Origin of the sequence: Mycobacterium sp. 1465703.0 (assembly GCF_001672975.1) — a bacterium.
GTDB lineage: Bacteria > Actinomycetota > Actinomycetes > Mycobacteriales > Mycobacteriaceae > Mycobacterium.
The window spans coordinates 25655-39238 of sequence record NZ_LZKU01000037.1; the positions used below are offsets into that span (position 1 = coordinate 25655).

Genomic DNA, 13584 nt, shown 5'->3' on the forward strand with positions numbered 1-13584 from the left:
GAACGGACGTTGACGATGCCGGATGAGTCCCGGGGACCGGCCAGACTGTTCGATGCCTTGACCACCAAAGGCACCGCCTTCACCGAAGCCGAGCGCCGGCGGCTGGGTCTGTTGGGTCTGTTGCCCACCACGGTGAAGACACTGGAGCAGCAAGCCGAGCACTGCTGGCACGAATTCTCCACCCGCCGCGACGATCTGGACAAGCACATCTACCTGCGGGCGTTGCAGGACCGCAACGAGACGTTGTTCTACCGGGTGTTGCGTGACCATATCCCCGAGGCCCTGCCCATCGTTTACACGCCCACCGTAGGGGAGGCCTGCGAGCGGTTCAGTGAGATCTACCGACGTCCCCGTGGGTTGTTCGTTTCCTACGCTGAGGGCGACTGTCTTGACGAGGTGCTGAACAATCGGCCGCAGCGCGAGGTAGATGTGATCGTGGTGACCGATGGCCAGCGGATCCTCGGCCTGGGCGATCAGGGCATCGGAGGGATGGGCATTCCAATCGGAAAGCTGTCCCTCTACACCCTAATTGGCGGCATCGATCCCGCTCGCACCCTTCCGATCGTGCTCGATGTCGGCACCGACAACAGCGAACTCCTCGGCGACCCCCAGTACCTGGGCTGGCGGCACCGGCGTATCGACGACGACGAGTACTACGCGTTCATCGACAAATTCATTGCCGCGGTGCGCAAACAGCTGCCTAACGTGTTGCTGCAGTGGGAAGACTTCGCCACCACGCATGCGCTGCCGATCCTGGCCCGCTACCGCGACAAGCTGCTGACTTTCAACGACGACATCCAGGGAACCGCGGCTGTCACGCTCGGAGCGCTACACGGCGCTGCCAAGGTTGCCGGTCGTCCGCTGTCGCAGCAGCAGGTTGTCATGCTCGGCGCCGGCTCGGCCGGTATTGGAGTGCTCGAGATGATTCGCCGGCAGATGGTGAACGAGGGACTGTCCGAACAGGCTGCGTCCCAGCGCATCTGGGTTGTCGATGTGGTTGGGCTGCTCACTGACGACCGCACCGACCTGTCGGACGCGCAGCGCGGATTCGCCCAGCCGGCCGACCGTGTCGCGGGTTGGGGTTTGTCACGCCCCGCCCAGCTTGCCGACGTCGTCCACCATGTCGACGTCGGCGTGTTGGTGGGCCTGTCGACTGCCGCGGGCGCCTTCACCGAGAGCATCGTCCGCGAACTCGCACGCAAGACCGAGCGGCCGATCATCTTCCCGCTCTCCAACCCGACCAGCCGCGCCGAGGCGCACCCGGCCGAGCTGGATCAGTGGACCGACGGACGCGCCCTGATTGCCACCGGCTCACCGTTCGCGCCGCTGCACCGAAATGGCGTGGAATACCCCGTCGCCCAATGCAACAACGTGTATATCTTTCCGGCGATGGGACTTGCCGTGACCGCGGCTCAGTCGACGCGAGTGACCGACGAGATGATGCGAGTCGCCGCGGAGACCTTGGGGGAGGCGTCGCCTGCCCTTGCCGACCCTGACCAGCCGCTGCTGCCCGCATGGTCGGATGTGCCCGACATCGCCGTCCGCATTGCGCAGGCCGTCGCTGTGCAGGCGGTCACCGACGGCGTCGCCCCGACGCGCAGCGGCACCGAACTCAGCGAACGCATCGCACAGGTGCGCTGGCTTCCCGACTATCCCGCGTCAGTGAACCCGTGACGGCCACCCGTCAGTAGACGTCGCGATCACTTTGCTCATCAGCGTGGCCGGCCCCAAATCGACACCAGCGGTCGAGTCGATATGCGCTGGTTACGCGGTGGCGGTTGGGATTTCGTCCGCACCATCGCTACGACTGTCGAAGTAGCGTACCGCCGGTTCCAGGCACAACGGTGTGAGTATGAACACTTCTCGATTCGCGCGCCAGTCTTGGCCGTAGTCAACAGCTTTGGACCATGCATTGAAGATGCCAGCACCGCAGCGCAATCGATGTTCAGTGATCGAAACCGCCGGCAGTACCCGCGATGTTTCAAGCAGGATTGAGAATCGGCGACGCGTGGTACGAAAGGGGACGTGAGTAGCGGGGCAACACGACGAATGCCTCCACGATCCCAGAGGAACTCGATGCACTTCGCGGTATTGCCGCCGGAGGTCAACTCCGGCCGCATGTACGCAGGCCCCGGTTCAGGGTCGATGCTGGCCGCAGCGGCGGCATGGGATGAGCTGGCCAACGAGCTACACGCCACGGCGGCCAACATCGAGTCGGTAATCTCCGGGCTTACCGGTGAGCCGTGGCAGGGACCATCTGCAACGGCGGCGTCGGCCGCGGCGGCGCGACAGGTGGCCTGGCTGAATGCCACCGCCGAGCAGGCTGCGCAGGCCGCCGTACAGGCCAAAGCCGCTGCGAGGGCGTATGAGTCGGCGTATGCGATGACGGTGCACCCATCGGTGATCGCAGCCAACCGTGCCCAGTTGACATCGCTGGTCGCCACGAACTTGTTGGGCCAGAACGCGTCGGCGATCGCGGCCACCGAGCTCGCCTACGGCGAAATGTGGGCCCGCGACGTCGCCGCGATGTATAGCTACGCGGGCGCGTCGCAGGCGGCCTCGCAGGTGACACCATTCACCCCGCCGGAGCAGACCACCAACCAGGGTGGGCTTCCCGTGCAGAACGCCGCCGTCGCCCAGGCTGCCGGTACGTCGGCAGGGCGTGTGCAATCGGCGCTGTCGAGCAGCAACGCGATGTCCGCGGTACCGAATGCGCTGCAAAACCTCACCACATCATCGTCGGCGTCCTCGGGGCTGGGCGACTTGTCAAGCTTCATGAACCCCTACAACTTGGTATCGCTCGGCTCTGCACTGCTCGGAAATGGCACCGGACTGATCGGGGTATCGGGCGCGGCCGGATTCATTTCCGACACCGAACACAAAATTGTGGAGCCGGGCGCGAAGTCGAAGGCTGTACCGGAAAGGCCGGAGCGACCGGCAGTTTCGCGCTCGCCCGGAAAGGCGAAGACGGTGTCCGCGGGGATGGGGCGCGCATCCTCGTTGGGCAGCATGTCGGTGCCGCAGGGGTGGTCGGCAGCGGCACCGGAACTGCGCCTTACGGCGCTCGAGACGCCCGCCGCCGGCGCCACATCGGCAAGCCGTGCGGGATCCGGACTGTTCGCCGGCCAAATGCCCCTCTTGGGCGGCGCCCCGCTGATGGCCCTGCCCGGACGCGGCACGCACGATTCCCGGGGTGGTGGATCGACCCCCGCGCGCGACATCCACGCCCGTCAGATCCCCGCCCCCGCCGCTCTACAAGATCGTGGACAGTCGGCTCGCAATCCGTCCGGCGGCACGGCCGCCGAGCTACGCGAAATCACTGATGTGCTAGGCAAACTCGCCGAGCTGCGCGCCAATGGCGCATTGACCGAGACTGAATTCGCCGAACAGAAGCAACGCCTGCTCGGTACTGGCTGACCGGGTATGACAACGACCTGCACGGGTTTCCCCTGGTTTGCGGCGCGATCGGCGCTCTGCGGCCGGCGTCGTCTCCAAGCCACTGACGGGTTCGTCGCCGTCGACGGCTTATGCAATCGACCCCTTGACGCGATACATACAGCGTGTATGTTCATACATACCGTATGTATCTGGAAAGTGAGGGGTCATGAGTGCCACGCTCGACGCCATAGCCGAAGAACGCAAAATCGTTTTGCAGCTTTGCTCGCAGATGCCGGATTCGCTGTGGGAGAAGGACAGTGGGTGCGCCGGCTGGTCGGTGCAAGACCTTGTGTCGCACATGGCGTGCAGCTTCTGGTTAGCCGTTGATCCCTCGACGCTGCCCGATCCCGGCGGATTGCCCGCCGAGCGCGCGGCGGACCTGTATGTCGAATCGCGACGTTCGATGACGCCCAGAGAGGTTGTGGCCGACTATAAATCGGTCAGCGCGAGAGGAATGGAGGTGCTCGCCGCGATAGCGGGTCAGGACGTTGACATACCGATTGGCGACGTCGGTACGTATCCGGCCTCGGTGGTGCCGACGACCTTCGTCTTCGAAGCCTTCGTTCATACTCGATACGACATGTTCCCGCCGGATGGTCCGGTGCAGGGTGACCCACCGCCCGTCGACGAGCTACGGCTTGCGCCCACGCTTGACTGGATCGAGGCGGCACTACCACAACAGAATGTCAACCTGCTCAACGCTTTACCCACCGGCGTCGACATCCACCTCGACGGGCTGTGCGCCCGGACCTTGCATCTGGGCACCAACTCCGATGTCGCCGCGCGGGTGACGTCGGACTCGCAGGCCTTCGTGCGGTGGGTCACCCAGCGCGGCGGGTGGGAGAGCCTCGGCGTGCAGGCCGAGGGTGACCCGGCGACGCTGGATATCGTCCGCCGGCTCAGGGTGTTCTGAATCGACAGCAGGCCGCGACGCCACGTCAATCCTGGACCTTCATGCGGTATGTATGACAATGCATGGGTGGCGAAAGGTAAGGGTTGATGGCGAAGGGCGGTCGCCGCACGCAGGCCGAACGTGCGGCGGAGACGCGTGATGCATTGATCGGCGCCGCCCGGCCGTTGTTCGCTTCAATGGGTTTCGCGGACGCGTCCCTGGAAACGATCGTCCGCAACGCCGGCGTGACGCGCGGCGCGCTCTACCACCATTTCGCTGACAAGACAGAGCTATTCGCGGCGGTATTCGAGCAAGTAGAGGGCGAGATGGCCGCCCGGATGGGGGAGGCCGTTGCGGCCGCGGGTCATTCCGATCCAGTTGAGATCATGCGATTGTGCGCGGGGCTTTGGTTGGACGCATGCGCCGAACCCGAGGTCCAGCGCATCGTCTTGCTCGAGGCGTTGGCGGTGCTGGGCTGGGAGCGATGGAGCGACATCGGCCACCGCTACAACATTGGATTCGTGACCGGACTGCTCACCGACGCCATCGCGTCCGGCAGCATTCCCCGACAGCCCGTCGAAGCAACGGCCCTGAGCATTATGGGCGCGTTGCGCGAGGCGACGCTCTACATCGCCCGTGCCGACGATCATCGTCAGGCCCGCGCTGACGCCGGCGCGGTGATGGACCGACTGCTCGACGCGTTGCGCGCGAACAATATCGGCTAGTTGCGTGGTTGTACTGGTGGTGATGTGGTGCGGATCGGCCGCCGGGACCGAACTTTCGTCAATTGCGCACTGAACAGCGCGGAGTACTCAGCGTCGACCAGCTCGTCGTGATCCAGAAATTCGGACCGAGATCGGTCTCGTGCCAGACGATGCCTCCGGCGCAACAACATTCGGTAACACGGTGTGGCTCATGACGATTCTCCTTCCACATTGGAACCCCGCGGGCAAGCGGGCGTCATGCGGCGATGCTGCCGCCGCCGTCGGCCCGAATGATCTGACCGGTGATATAACCGGCGTCCTCGTCGAGCAGCGTGCAGATCGCGTGGGCGATCTCCCGGGGCGTGCCGAGGCGGCGTAACGGAATGGTTTGCAGCACATGCGCTTCGCGTGCGGACCCGACCGGGCTGAGCTCGCGGTACATCTCGGTTTCGATGGGCCCGGGCGCCACCGCGTTGACCGTGATGCCGGACGCAGCGAGCTCGCCGGCCCAGATTCGGGTGCACGCCTCCAGTGCTGCCTTGGTCGCCGCATAAGGGGTGCGCTCCGGTGTGCCCAGGGTGGTCAGGCTGGTGACATTGACAATGCGCCCCCATCCGGCCGCCAGCATGCCGGGCAGCACCGCCTGAACCACCTGAACGGCGGTGCGCACATTCAGGTCGTAGGTGGCGAACAGATCATCCAACTCGATCGAGCCGATCCGCCCGAACCGTGCGACGCCGACATTGTTGACCACCGCGTCGATGCGCCCGTTCGTCACAACTTGTTCGAGCACTTTGGCGGTGGCCCCCCGGTCGGCGAGATCCACCTCATAGAATTCGCCCGGGAAATCGTCCGGCCTGGTGCGCGCGAGGCCGACCGGCATGTTGCCGGCCGCCGCGAGCCGGTCGGCGACTGCTCGCCCGATTCCTTTCGACGCCCCGGTGATCAGCACTCGCCTTGCGGTCATCGTGTCCTCCCTCGATTGCACTTGTATGATTACTTAAACGTTCTGGAAGTCCAATACGGCATAACGTTGTTGATATAGGCGATGACATCGCGCTTATGGAGGATCGATGACAACGTTGTCGCAGCTCAAGACGTTTATCGCGGTGGTTGACCAGGGTGGTTTCACCGCCGCGGGCCGACGGCTCGGGTTGACGCAGCCGGCGGTCAGCCGCACCGTCGCGTCACTCGAAAAAGAACTGGGGTTACCGCTGTTCCTGCGTCGCCGCGACGGGCTCTCGCTGACCGAAGCGGGATCCGTTGCGCTGACGCATGCGCGGGAAGCGGTGCGACAGCTCACGTTGATGCGCACCGAGGTCGCCGGGCTGGGCGGCGACATCACCGGGACGCTGAGCCTCGCGAGCCTGCCCACCGCCACCGCCACGCTCGTCGCTCCGCAGCTGCGAAGGTTCGCTCAACAACACCCGGCCGTCACCATCCGGCTGATGGAGGGCAGCGAGCAAGAAATCCGGGATTGGCTCGATCAAGGGGCCGTCGAAGCCGGCGTGGTCAGCCTGCCCAGCAAGGGCCTCGACGTGGCGGTCCTCGGTGAACAACAAATGGTCGCGGTGGTGCCCGCAGACAGCTCGCTGGCAGCCAAGGACACCGTCACCTACGCCGACTTGGCCAAGGAGCCGTTCGTTCGTGGAACCGGTGGCTGCGCGGACGTGTTCATGCCGATAGCGCGGCGGGCCGGGGTCGAATTCGACCTGGCCTTCGAGGCGCGCGAGGTTGCCGCGACGCTTGAGATCGTGCGAGCCGGGCTCGGGGTAAGCATCTTGCCCAGTGCCGGCCTGCCCGAGCTGTCCGGTGTCCTGGTACGGCCGCTGTTGCCCCACACCGTGCGGCGCCTCGGCATCGCTATCTCGGCAAGCGCATCCGCGCCCGCGCGCGCATTTCTCGATCAGATCGCCGCGCTTGATCCGCGCTGATCGGCTCGGCGGCAACGGTTTTGAACCCGCACGAGCTTCCTACCTGGCTATGGTCCGCGAGGTGTGGGTGCCGGCCTTATTAGCGGCCCACGTCGTTGTGGTATCTTCGCCGACGTGAACATCGGCGTGCGCGCGTATTGGCGCTTTATCGTGGCTCCGGGTGGAGCCGGCGATGTGGCGTCTGGTTGACGCAACCGCACGACTGATACCCGGGGCCCAGCAGTGACCAGAAGGTCGCTGCTTTTCGTTTTTCAGGGCATCGGCAACCAGCGAGCGTGCCCTGGGGGCCAGCAGAGAAAGGCACACACGCCACATGTCCATCATCAATTGCGAGACGAAGACCATCGATACGTCCGACCATCGGATCGTCTCGTTCCGGGAACTGTCGGCCCCCGCCGTCATTCGCACCGAACTGCCGTTGACGGCTCGGCGGGCCCAGTCCGTCCAGCGTGATCGCGAGGAGATATCGGCGATCCTGGCCGGTGGTGACGATCGGCTGTTGCTGGTGGTGGGGCCTTGCTCGGTGCATGATCCCGTCGCGGCGCTTGATTACGCACGCCGCCTTGCGCCGCTTGCCGCCGAGTACTCCGACCGGCTGAAGGTCGTGATGCGGGTGTACTTCGAAAAGCCGCGCACCACCGTCGGCTGGAAGGGACTCATCAACGATCCCAACATGGACGGCAGCTTCGACGTAGAACGTGGCATACGCACCGCGCGTGGGCTGTTGCTCGACATCATCGACGTCGGGCTCCCGGTGGGATGTGAATTCCTGGAACCCACCAGTCCGCAGTACATCGCCGACGCAGTTGCGTGGGGTGCGATCGGCGCCCGGACCACCGAGTCGCAGGTACACCGCCAGTTGGCATCCGGTCTGTCCATGCCCGTCGGCTTCAAGAACGGCACCGACGGCAACATCCAGGTCGCCATCGACGGCGTCAAAGCCGCAGCGGCACCGCACAATTTCTTCGGTACCGACAACCTCGGTCGGGCGGCTGTCGTCGAGACGATGGGGAATGCCGACTGTCACGTCATCCTGCGGGGCGGCACCACCGGACCCAACTACGACACCGCCTCGGTGGCCACCGCCATCGAACGGTTAAGCAAGGCAGGGCTTTCCGAGCGCATCATGATCGACTGCTCTCATGCCAACTCCGGCAAAGACCATGCTCGGCAGGCCGAGGTCACCGCCGAGGTGAGCGCGCGCATCGCTGCGGGCGAGCGCGGCATCGCCGGGCTGATGCTGGAAAGCTTCCTGGTGGCCGGTGCCCAATCGCTCGGCGGCGAGCTGGTCTACGGCCAATCCGTGACCGACCAGTGCATGGACTTCGGAACCACCGCCGGCTTGTTGGCCGGCCTGTACGCGGCAATGGGCTGAATCGGTCCGGGCGGCGGTGGCGCGCAGCTTTAATGAGCTTGTTGCGCCGAAACCTGGGCGGCGATCGCCTTTTTGTCGATTTTGCCGATCGGGGTGGTGGGTAATGCTGTCATCGCGACCAACAGGTCGGGGCGCGCGTGCGCGGCGACACCCCGCTCGTCGAGGTAGGCGTTCAATTCCGCGAGTGACAGCGCAGGGCCGTTGAAAACGACGGCCGCACAGATCTTCTCGCCCAGGTAAGGGTCCGGCAGCGCTACCGCCGCGGCCGAGAAGATAGTCGGATGGCTGTGCATCTGCTCTTCGAGATCCGCCGCGGAAATCGTCTCTCCGCCACGGCAAATCACATCTTTGACGCGGCCGGTCACCACCAGGTAACCGTCATTGCGGAGCCGTACCACGTCACCGCTGCGGAAGAACCCGTCGGGGTCGAAGCTGCGTTCATTGTCGCGCTCGGCGCGGAAATAGCCGTTGAACGTGTACGGCCCGCGAACCAGCAATTCGCCTTCCTCGCCGGGAGCCACCGGGTTGCCCTCCGCGTCGACGACGCGCAGCTCATCGGCGGGACACAACGGTCGCCCCTGGGTGTGCTCGGTGAGTTCCGCGGGATCATCGAGCCGGGTGTAGTTCAGCAGCCCCTCGGCCATCCCGAACACTTGCTGAAGACCGGGGGTCAAGGCGGCACGCACCGAACGGGCGTCTTCGGGTTCCAATTTGGCCCCACCAACTTGCAAGAGACGCAACGTCTTTGGTGTCACCGGCTCCCAGTCGCAGGCCTGTGACCACAACTTGGCCAAAGCGGGCACCAGGGCGGTCACCGTCACGCCGTGACGTGCGATCGCGGCAAAGGCCGCTTCGGGACTGGGGTCGGTCCCGAAAACGGTGGTGGCCCCGACCGTCATCGCGCCGAGCAGACCCGGGCAGGCAAGCGGGAAATTATGGCCGGCCGACAGTACCGCCAAATAGACGTCGTCGGCGGTAAGGCCGCAGAGTTCTGCGCTGGCCTTCGCGTTGAAAAGGTAATCATCGTGGGTGCGGGGGATGAGCTTTGGTGTTCCGGTGGTGCCGCCGGAAACCAGCAGCAGCGCAGGCGATCCCGGGTCGCCCTGTGCGGGCGTTGAGGCGGCGGGCTCGTGATCGCGCAGCTGCGCCCATGACGTGAACGGTCCCGGGTTTCCGTCGACGATCACGTGTCTGAGCGCGGCATGCTGCTCGACGAGCCCTTGCGCCATTGCCCGGTAGTCGAACCCGGCCGCGGTGTCGGTGATCAGCAGCCCGGTGGCCTGGCTGACAGCGGCGAAATGCCCCAGTTCGGCGGCCCGGTGGCCGGGGAGGCACATCACCGGGATCGCGCCCGCTCGCAGCAGCGCGAACAGTGCGATCGCGAACTGGCAGCTGTTGGGCAGTTGCAGCAATACCCGGTCGCCTGGCGCGATGCCCGCGCCACGCAGTCCGTTGGCGGCGCGGTCAGCCTGGTCGTCCAGGTCCGCGTAACTGAAGCGGGTGTCGGCCGCGGCGTCCAGAACGGCCATCCGGTCGGGCCATTGCTGAGCCGCGTCGGCCAGCAGCGTGTCCAAGGTGCGTCCCGTCCAGTAGCCGGCGGCCCGGTAAGCGGCGGCCCGATCAGCGGGGAATGGCACGAACCCGTCGAGGACTCCGACCGGCGGCTGCGATGTGGTCGGGCTCATGGCTCCTTAGGTGGGGGCGTAGTAGCGGGGATGCAGGGAGTAAGGATAGGGTAACCAAAAATTTAGGACAGCCTGTGCTAATTCAGGGAGGGTCTGTGGTGCACGCCTCGGCGCGCTCGGAGGACATCCGGGCGGAGGTGGCCGAACTGCTCGGCGTCGGCGTCGATGCGGTTCAGCCGGGTAGCAACCTCATCGGCCAGGGCCTGGACTCCATTCGCATCATGACGCTCGCCGGTCGCTGGCGCCGCCAAGGCATCGACATCGACTTCGCCACGCTGGCCGAAACTCCGACTATCGAAGCCTGGACAACGCTGGTCACCTCCGGCCGACAAAGCGCTGACCAGCAAATCCCTCCCGCCGAGGCACCCGCAGATGCCGAGCTCGCCGCCGACCACGAGCCGTTTGCCCTGGCCCCGATGCAGCATGCGATGTGGGTCGGTCGCCAAGACAACCAGCAGCTGGGCGGGGTCGCCGGGCATCTCTACGTCGAGTTCGACGGCGGATCGATCGATCCCGAACGCCTGCGCGCGGCGGCCACCGCGCTGGCACGCCGCCACCCGATGTTGCGGGTGCAGTTCCTGCCCGACGGCACCCAACGGATCACCCCGGCCGGCGGCGATTTTCCGGTCAGCGTCGAAGATCTGCGTTCACTCGGCGCCGACGAGGTTGAACAGCGGCTCGCCGCCATCCGCGACGCGAAATCGCACCAGCAGCTCGACGGTGCGGTATTCGAACTGGCGGTGACGCTGCTGCCGGCCGATCGGTCCCGGCTGCACGTCGATCTGGACATGCAAGCCGCCGACGCGATGAGCTATCGCACCCTGATGGCTGATCTGGCGGCCCTCTACTGCGGCCGCGACCTCCCCGCGCTGAGCTACACCTACCGGCAGTACCGCCAAGCCGTCGAGGCAGAAGACGCAGGGCCGCAACCGACCCGCGAGGCCGACCGGGCCTGGTGGACGCAGCGGATCCCGGAGCTGCCTGACCCGCCGGCATTGCCGTCGACCGGTGGGTGCACCTCGAACCGAAGCACCCGGCGCTGGCACTGGCTCGACCCGGAAACCCGCGATGCGCTGTTCGCCCGCGCCCAAGCGCGCGGCATCACGCCGGCAATGGCGCTGGCCGCAGGGTTCGCCAACACCCTGGCGCGCTGGTCGACCACCTCACGCTTTCTGCTGAATGTCCCGCTCTTCGGGCGCCAGGCTCTGCACCCGGACGTCGACTCGTTGGTCGGCGACTTCACCTCCTCGCTGCTGCTCGACGTCGATCTCGTCGGCGCCGACACGGCCGCGAAGCGTGCACAGGTGGTGCAGGACGCGATGCGCACGGCCGCCGCGCATTCCGCCTATGCGGGGCTGTCGGTGCTGCGTGACCTCAGCCGTCATCGCGGCACTCAGGTGCTCGCACCTGTGGTCTTCACCAGCGCACTGGGGCTCGGCGAACTGTTCAGCCGCGACGTGACCGATCAATTCGGCACACCGGAATGGATCATTTCGCAGGGTCCGCAGGTGTTGCTCGATGCGCAAGTCACCGAGTTCGACGGCGGGGTTCTGGTGAATTGGGATGTGCGCGAAGGCATGTTCCCGCCCGGGGTCATCGACGCCATGTTCGGCTACCACATCGACGAGCTGCTCCGATTGGCCCGCGCCGACGACGCCTGGGATGCGCTGGGACCCACGGCGCTGCCGGCGACACAGCGCGCCGTGCGCGAGGCGGCCAACGCGCGCACCGCGCAGCCCAGCGGAGAAGCCTTGCACGACGGGTTCTTCCGACAAGCCGCGCAGCGGCCGGACGCTCCCGCGGTCGTCGCGAGCACAGGCGATCTCAGCTACGCGCAACTGCGCGACCAAGCGCTGGCCGTGGCAGCCGCGCTGGGTAATGCAGGTGTCAGCAACGGCGACACCATCGCGGTGGTGGGCCCGAAAACCGGTGAGCAGATACCGGCGTTGCTGGGCATCCTGGCCGTCGGTGCCGCGTACCTACCGATCGGCGTCGATCAGCCGCGCGATCGCGCCGAGCGCATGCTGCACTCCGGCGAAGTGAGCCTGGCCCTGGTGTGCGGCGGGCAGCGGCTGGACTTGCCGCTGCCCGAACTGGTCATTGCCGATCTCCTTCGCGACGCACCCCCGGCCGCCGAGATCCAGGTTGCCAGAATCGATCCCACGCAACTGGCCTACGTGTTGTTCACCTCGGGCTCCACCGGGGAGCCCAAGGGCGTCGAGGTCACTCACGACGCAGCGATGAACACGGTGGAATTCATCGGCCGGCACTTCGAGATCGGCCCCGCGGACCGCTGCCTGGCGCTGTCCACCCTGGAGGGCGACATCTCGGTGATGGACGTCTTCGTCACCTTGCGCACCGGCGGGGTCATCGTGGTGGTCGACGAAGCGCAACGACGCGATCCCGACGCCTGGGCCCGGCTCATCGACACTCACCGGGTCACCGTGCTGCACTTCATGCCCGGCTGGCTGGAGATGCTGATCGAAGTCGGTCGCGGGCGGCTGTCCTCGGTGCGGGTGATTCCCACCGGCGGTGACTGGGTGCGTCCCGAGGTGGTGCGCCGCCTGCAGGCCGAAGCGCCCAACCTGCGCTTCGCAGGGCTCGGCGGCGCGACCGAAACCCCGGTGCACAACAGCATTTTCGAGGTAACTGAACCGATACCGGAGGACTGGACGGCGCTGCCCTTCGGCGTCCCGCTGCCCAACAACGCCTGCCGTGTCGTCGACGACACCGGTGGTGATTGCCCCGATTGGGTTCCCGGGGAATATTGGGTGTCCGGCCGCGGGATCGCGCGCGGCTATCGCGGGCGTCCCGATCTCACCGCGGAACGCTTTGTTCAGCACGACGGCCGAACTTGGTACCGCACGGGCGATTTGGTGCGCTACTGGCCGGATGGCACCCTCGAGTTCGTCGGCCGCGCCGACCACCGCGTGAAGATCAGCGGGTACCGGGTCGAGCTCGGCGAGATCGAGACCATGCTGCGGCGGGTGCCCGGGGTGCGGACGGCAGTGGCCGCCTTGATCGCCGTGCCCGGGGAATCCGAGGTGCTGGCCGCGCAGGTGTGCACCGAGGACACCCGGCTGACCGCGGAGCGGATCCGGCAAGGTCTCGGCGACCTGGTCCCCGCGCACATGATCCCGCGCCACATCACGGTGGTGGAGCGGATCGGCTTCACCGATGCCGGAAAGCTCGACCGCCGGGCTGTCGCACGCGAATTGGAAACCGCTGTCTCGCAACTACAGCGGCCGGGCCACCGCGCGCCGTCGACGTCACTGGAATCCGCACTGGTAATGATTTTCGGTGATCTACTCGGCCGGGAAAACGTCGGAGTCGACGATGACTTCTTCGCGCTCGGCGGCACTGAGCACCGTGGCCAGCGCCGACACGGTTCGGTTGGCGAAGATGTCGGCGACCATGATGTCCGGTGCATCCAGCCACGCCCGAATCCGCCCCACCGCCTGGGTGGCCAGCACCGAATCGCCGCCGAGCGCGAAGAAGTCATCGTCGACTCCGACGTTTTCCCGGCCGAGTAGATCACCGAAAATCATTACCAGTG

General features: G+C 66.0%; 9 protein-coding genes and 1 pseudogene. 7 read left to right on the plus strand and 3 right to left on the minus strand.

The features are described from left to right. Positions 1 to 15 precede the first annotated feature (15 nt). The 4 genes from A5625_RS03520 (at position 16) to A5625_RS03535 (ending at position 5055) form a co-directional block, all read left to right on the plus strand. Positions 16 to 1674: an NAD-dependent malic enzyme gene (locus A5625_RS03520; protein ID WP_066989088.1), complete on the plus strand. Its 1659-nt coding sequence runs from the start codon at positions 16 to 18 to the stop codon at positions 1672 to 1674. A 402-nt stretch (positions 1675 to 2076) separates the two neighbouring features. Then, the gene (locus A5625_RS03525) at positions 2077 to 3417 is read left to right on the plus strand and encodes a PPE domain-containing protein (RefSeq protein WP_066989090.1); all 1341 of its coding nucleotides are present in this window, start codon (positions 2077 to 2079) and stop codon (positions 3415 to 3417) included. Positions 3418 to 3604: 187 nt separating this feature from the next. Then, the gene (locus A5625_RS03530) at positions 3605 to 4351 is read left to right on the plus strand and encodes a maleylpyruvate isomerase family mycothiol-dependent enzyme (RefSeq protein WP_082984249.1); all 747 of its coding nucleotides are present in this window, start codon (positions 3605 to 3607) and stop codon (positions 4349 to 4351) included. An 86-nt stretch (positions 4352 to 4437) separates the two neighbouring features. After that, positions 4438 to 5055, plus strand: coding sequence for a TetR/AcrR family transcriptional regulator (locus A5625_RS03535; protein ID WP_066989092.1), 618 nt, complete (start codon positions 4438 to 4440; stop codon positions 5053 to 5055). A gap of 235 nt (positions 5056 to 5290) precedes the next feature. On the opposite strand, the gene A5625_RS03540 is transcribed toward A5625_RS03535, so the two are convergent. Further along, a complete protein-coding gene (locus tag A5625_RS03540; protein WP_066989094.1) occupies positions 5291 to 6001 on the minus strand; it encodes an SDR family oxidoreductase in 711 nt (236 codons plus the stop codon). Positions 6002 to 6107: 106 nt separating this feature from the next. Between A5625_RS03540 and A5625_RS03545 the strand changes: the two genes are divergently transcribed. Together A5625_RS03545 and A5625_RS03550 are read left to right on the plus strand one after the other, a co-directional pair. After that, positions 6108 to 6968 (plus strand): LysR family transcriptional regulator, encoded by an 861-nt coding sequence (locus tag A5625_RS03545; protein WP_066989096.1) that lies wholly within the window; start codon positions 6108 to 6110, stop codon positions 6966 to 6968. A 313-nt stretch (positions 6969 to 7281) separates the two neighbouring features. Further along, positions 7282 to 8343 (plus strand): 3-deoxy-7-phosphoheptulonate synthase, encoded by a 1062-nt coding sequence (locus A5625_RS03550; RefSeq protein ID WP_066989097.1) that lies wholly within the window; start codon positions 7282 to 7284, stop codon positions 8341 to 8343. A gap of 29 nt (positions 8344 to 8372) precedes the next feature. Here A5625_RS03550 and A5625_RS03555 read toward each other — a convergent pair whose 3' ends face one another. After that, on the minus strand, positions 8373 to 10028 hold the full coding sequence (locus tag A5625_RS03555; RefSeq protein WP_066989099.1) for a (2,3-dihydroxybenzoyl)adenylate synthase: 1656 nt from the start codon (positions 10026 to 10028) through the stop codon (positions 8373 to 8375). Positions 10029 to 10123: 95 nt separating this feature from the next. On the opposite strand from A5625_RS03555, the pseudogene A5625_RS03560 reads away from it, so the two are divergent. Further along, a pseudogene (locus A5625_RS03560) lies at positions 10124 to 13387 on the plus strand (amino acid adenylation domain-containing protein); the annotation flags it as partial. On the opposite strand, the gene A5625_RS29925 reads toward A5625_RS03560, so the two are convergent. Then, a complete protein-coding gene (locus A5625_RS29925) occupies positions 13334 to 13576 on the minus strand; it encodes a phosphopantetheine-binding protein (RefSeq protein ID WP_232003391.1) in 243 nt (80 codons plus the stop codon). The pseudogene A5625_RS03560 and the gene A5625_RS29925 overlap by 54 nt on opposite strands. Positions 13577 to 13584 lie beyond the last annotated feature (8 nt).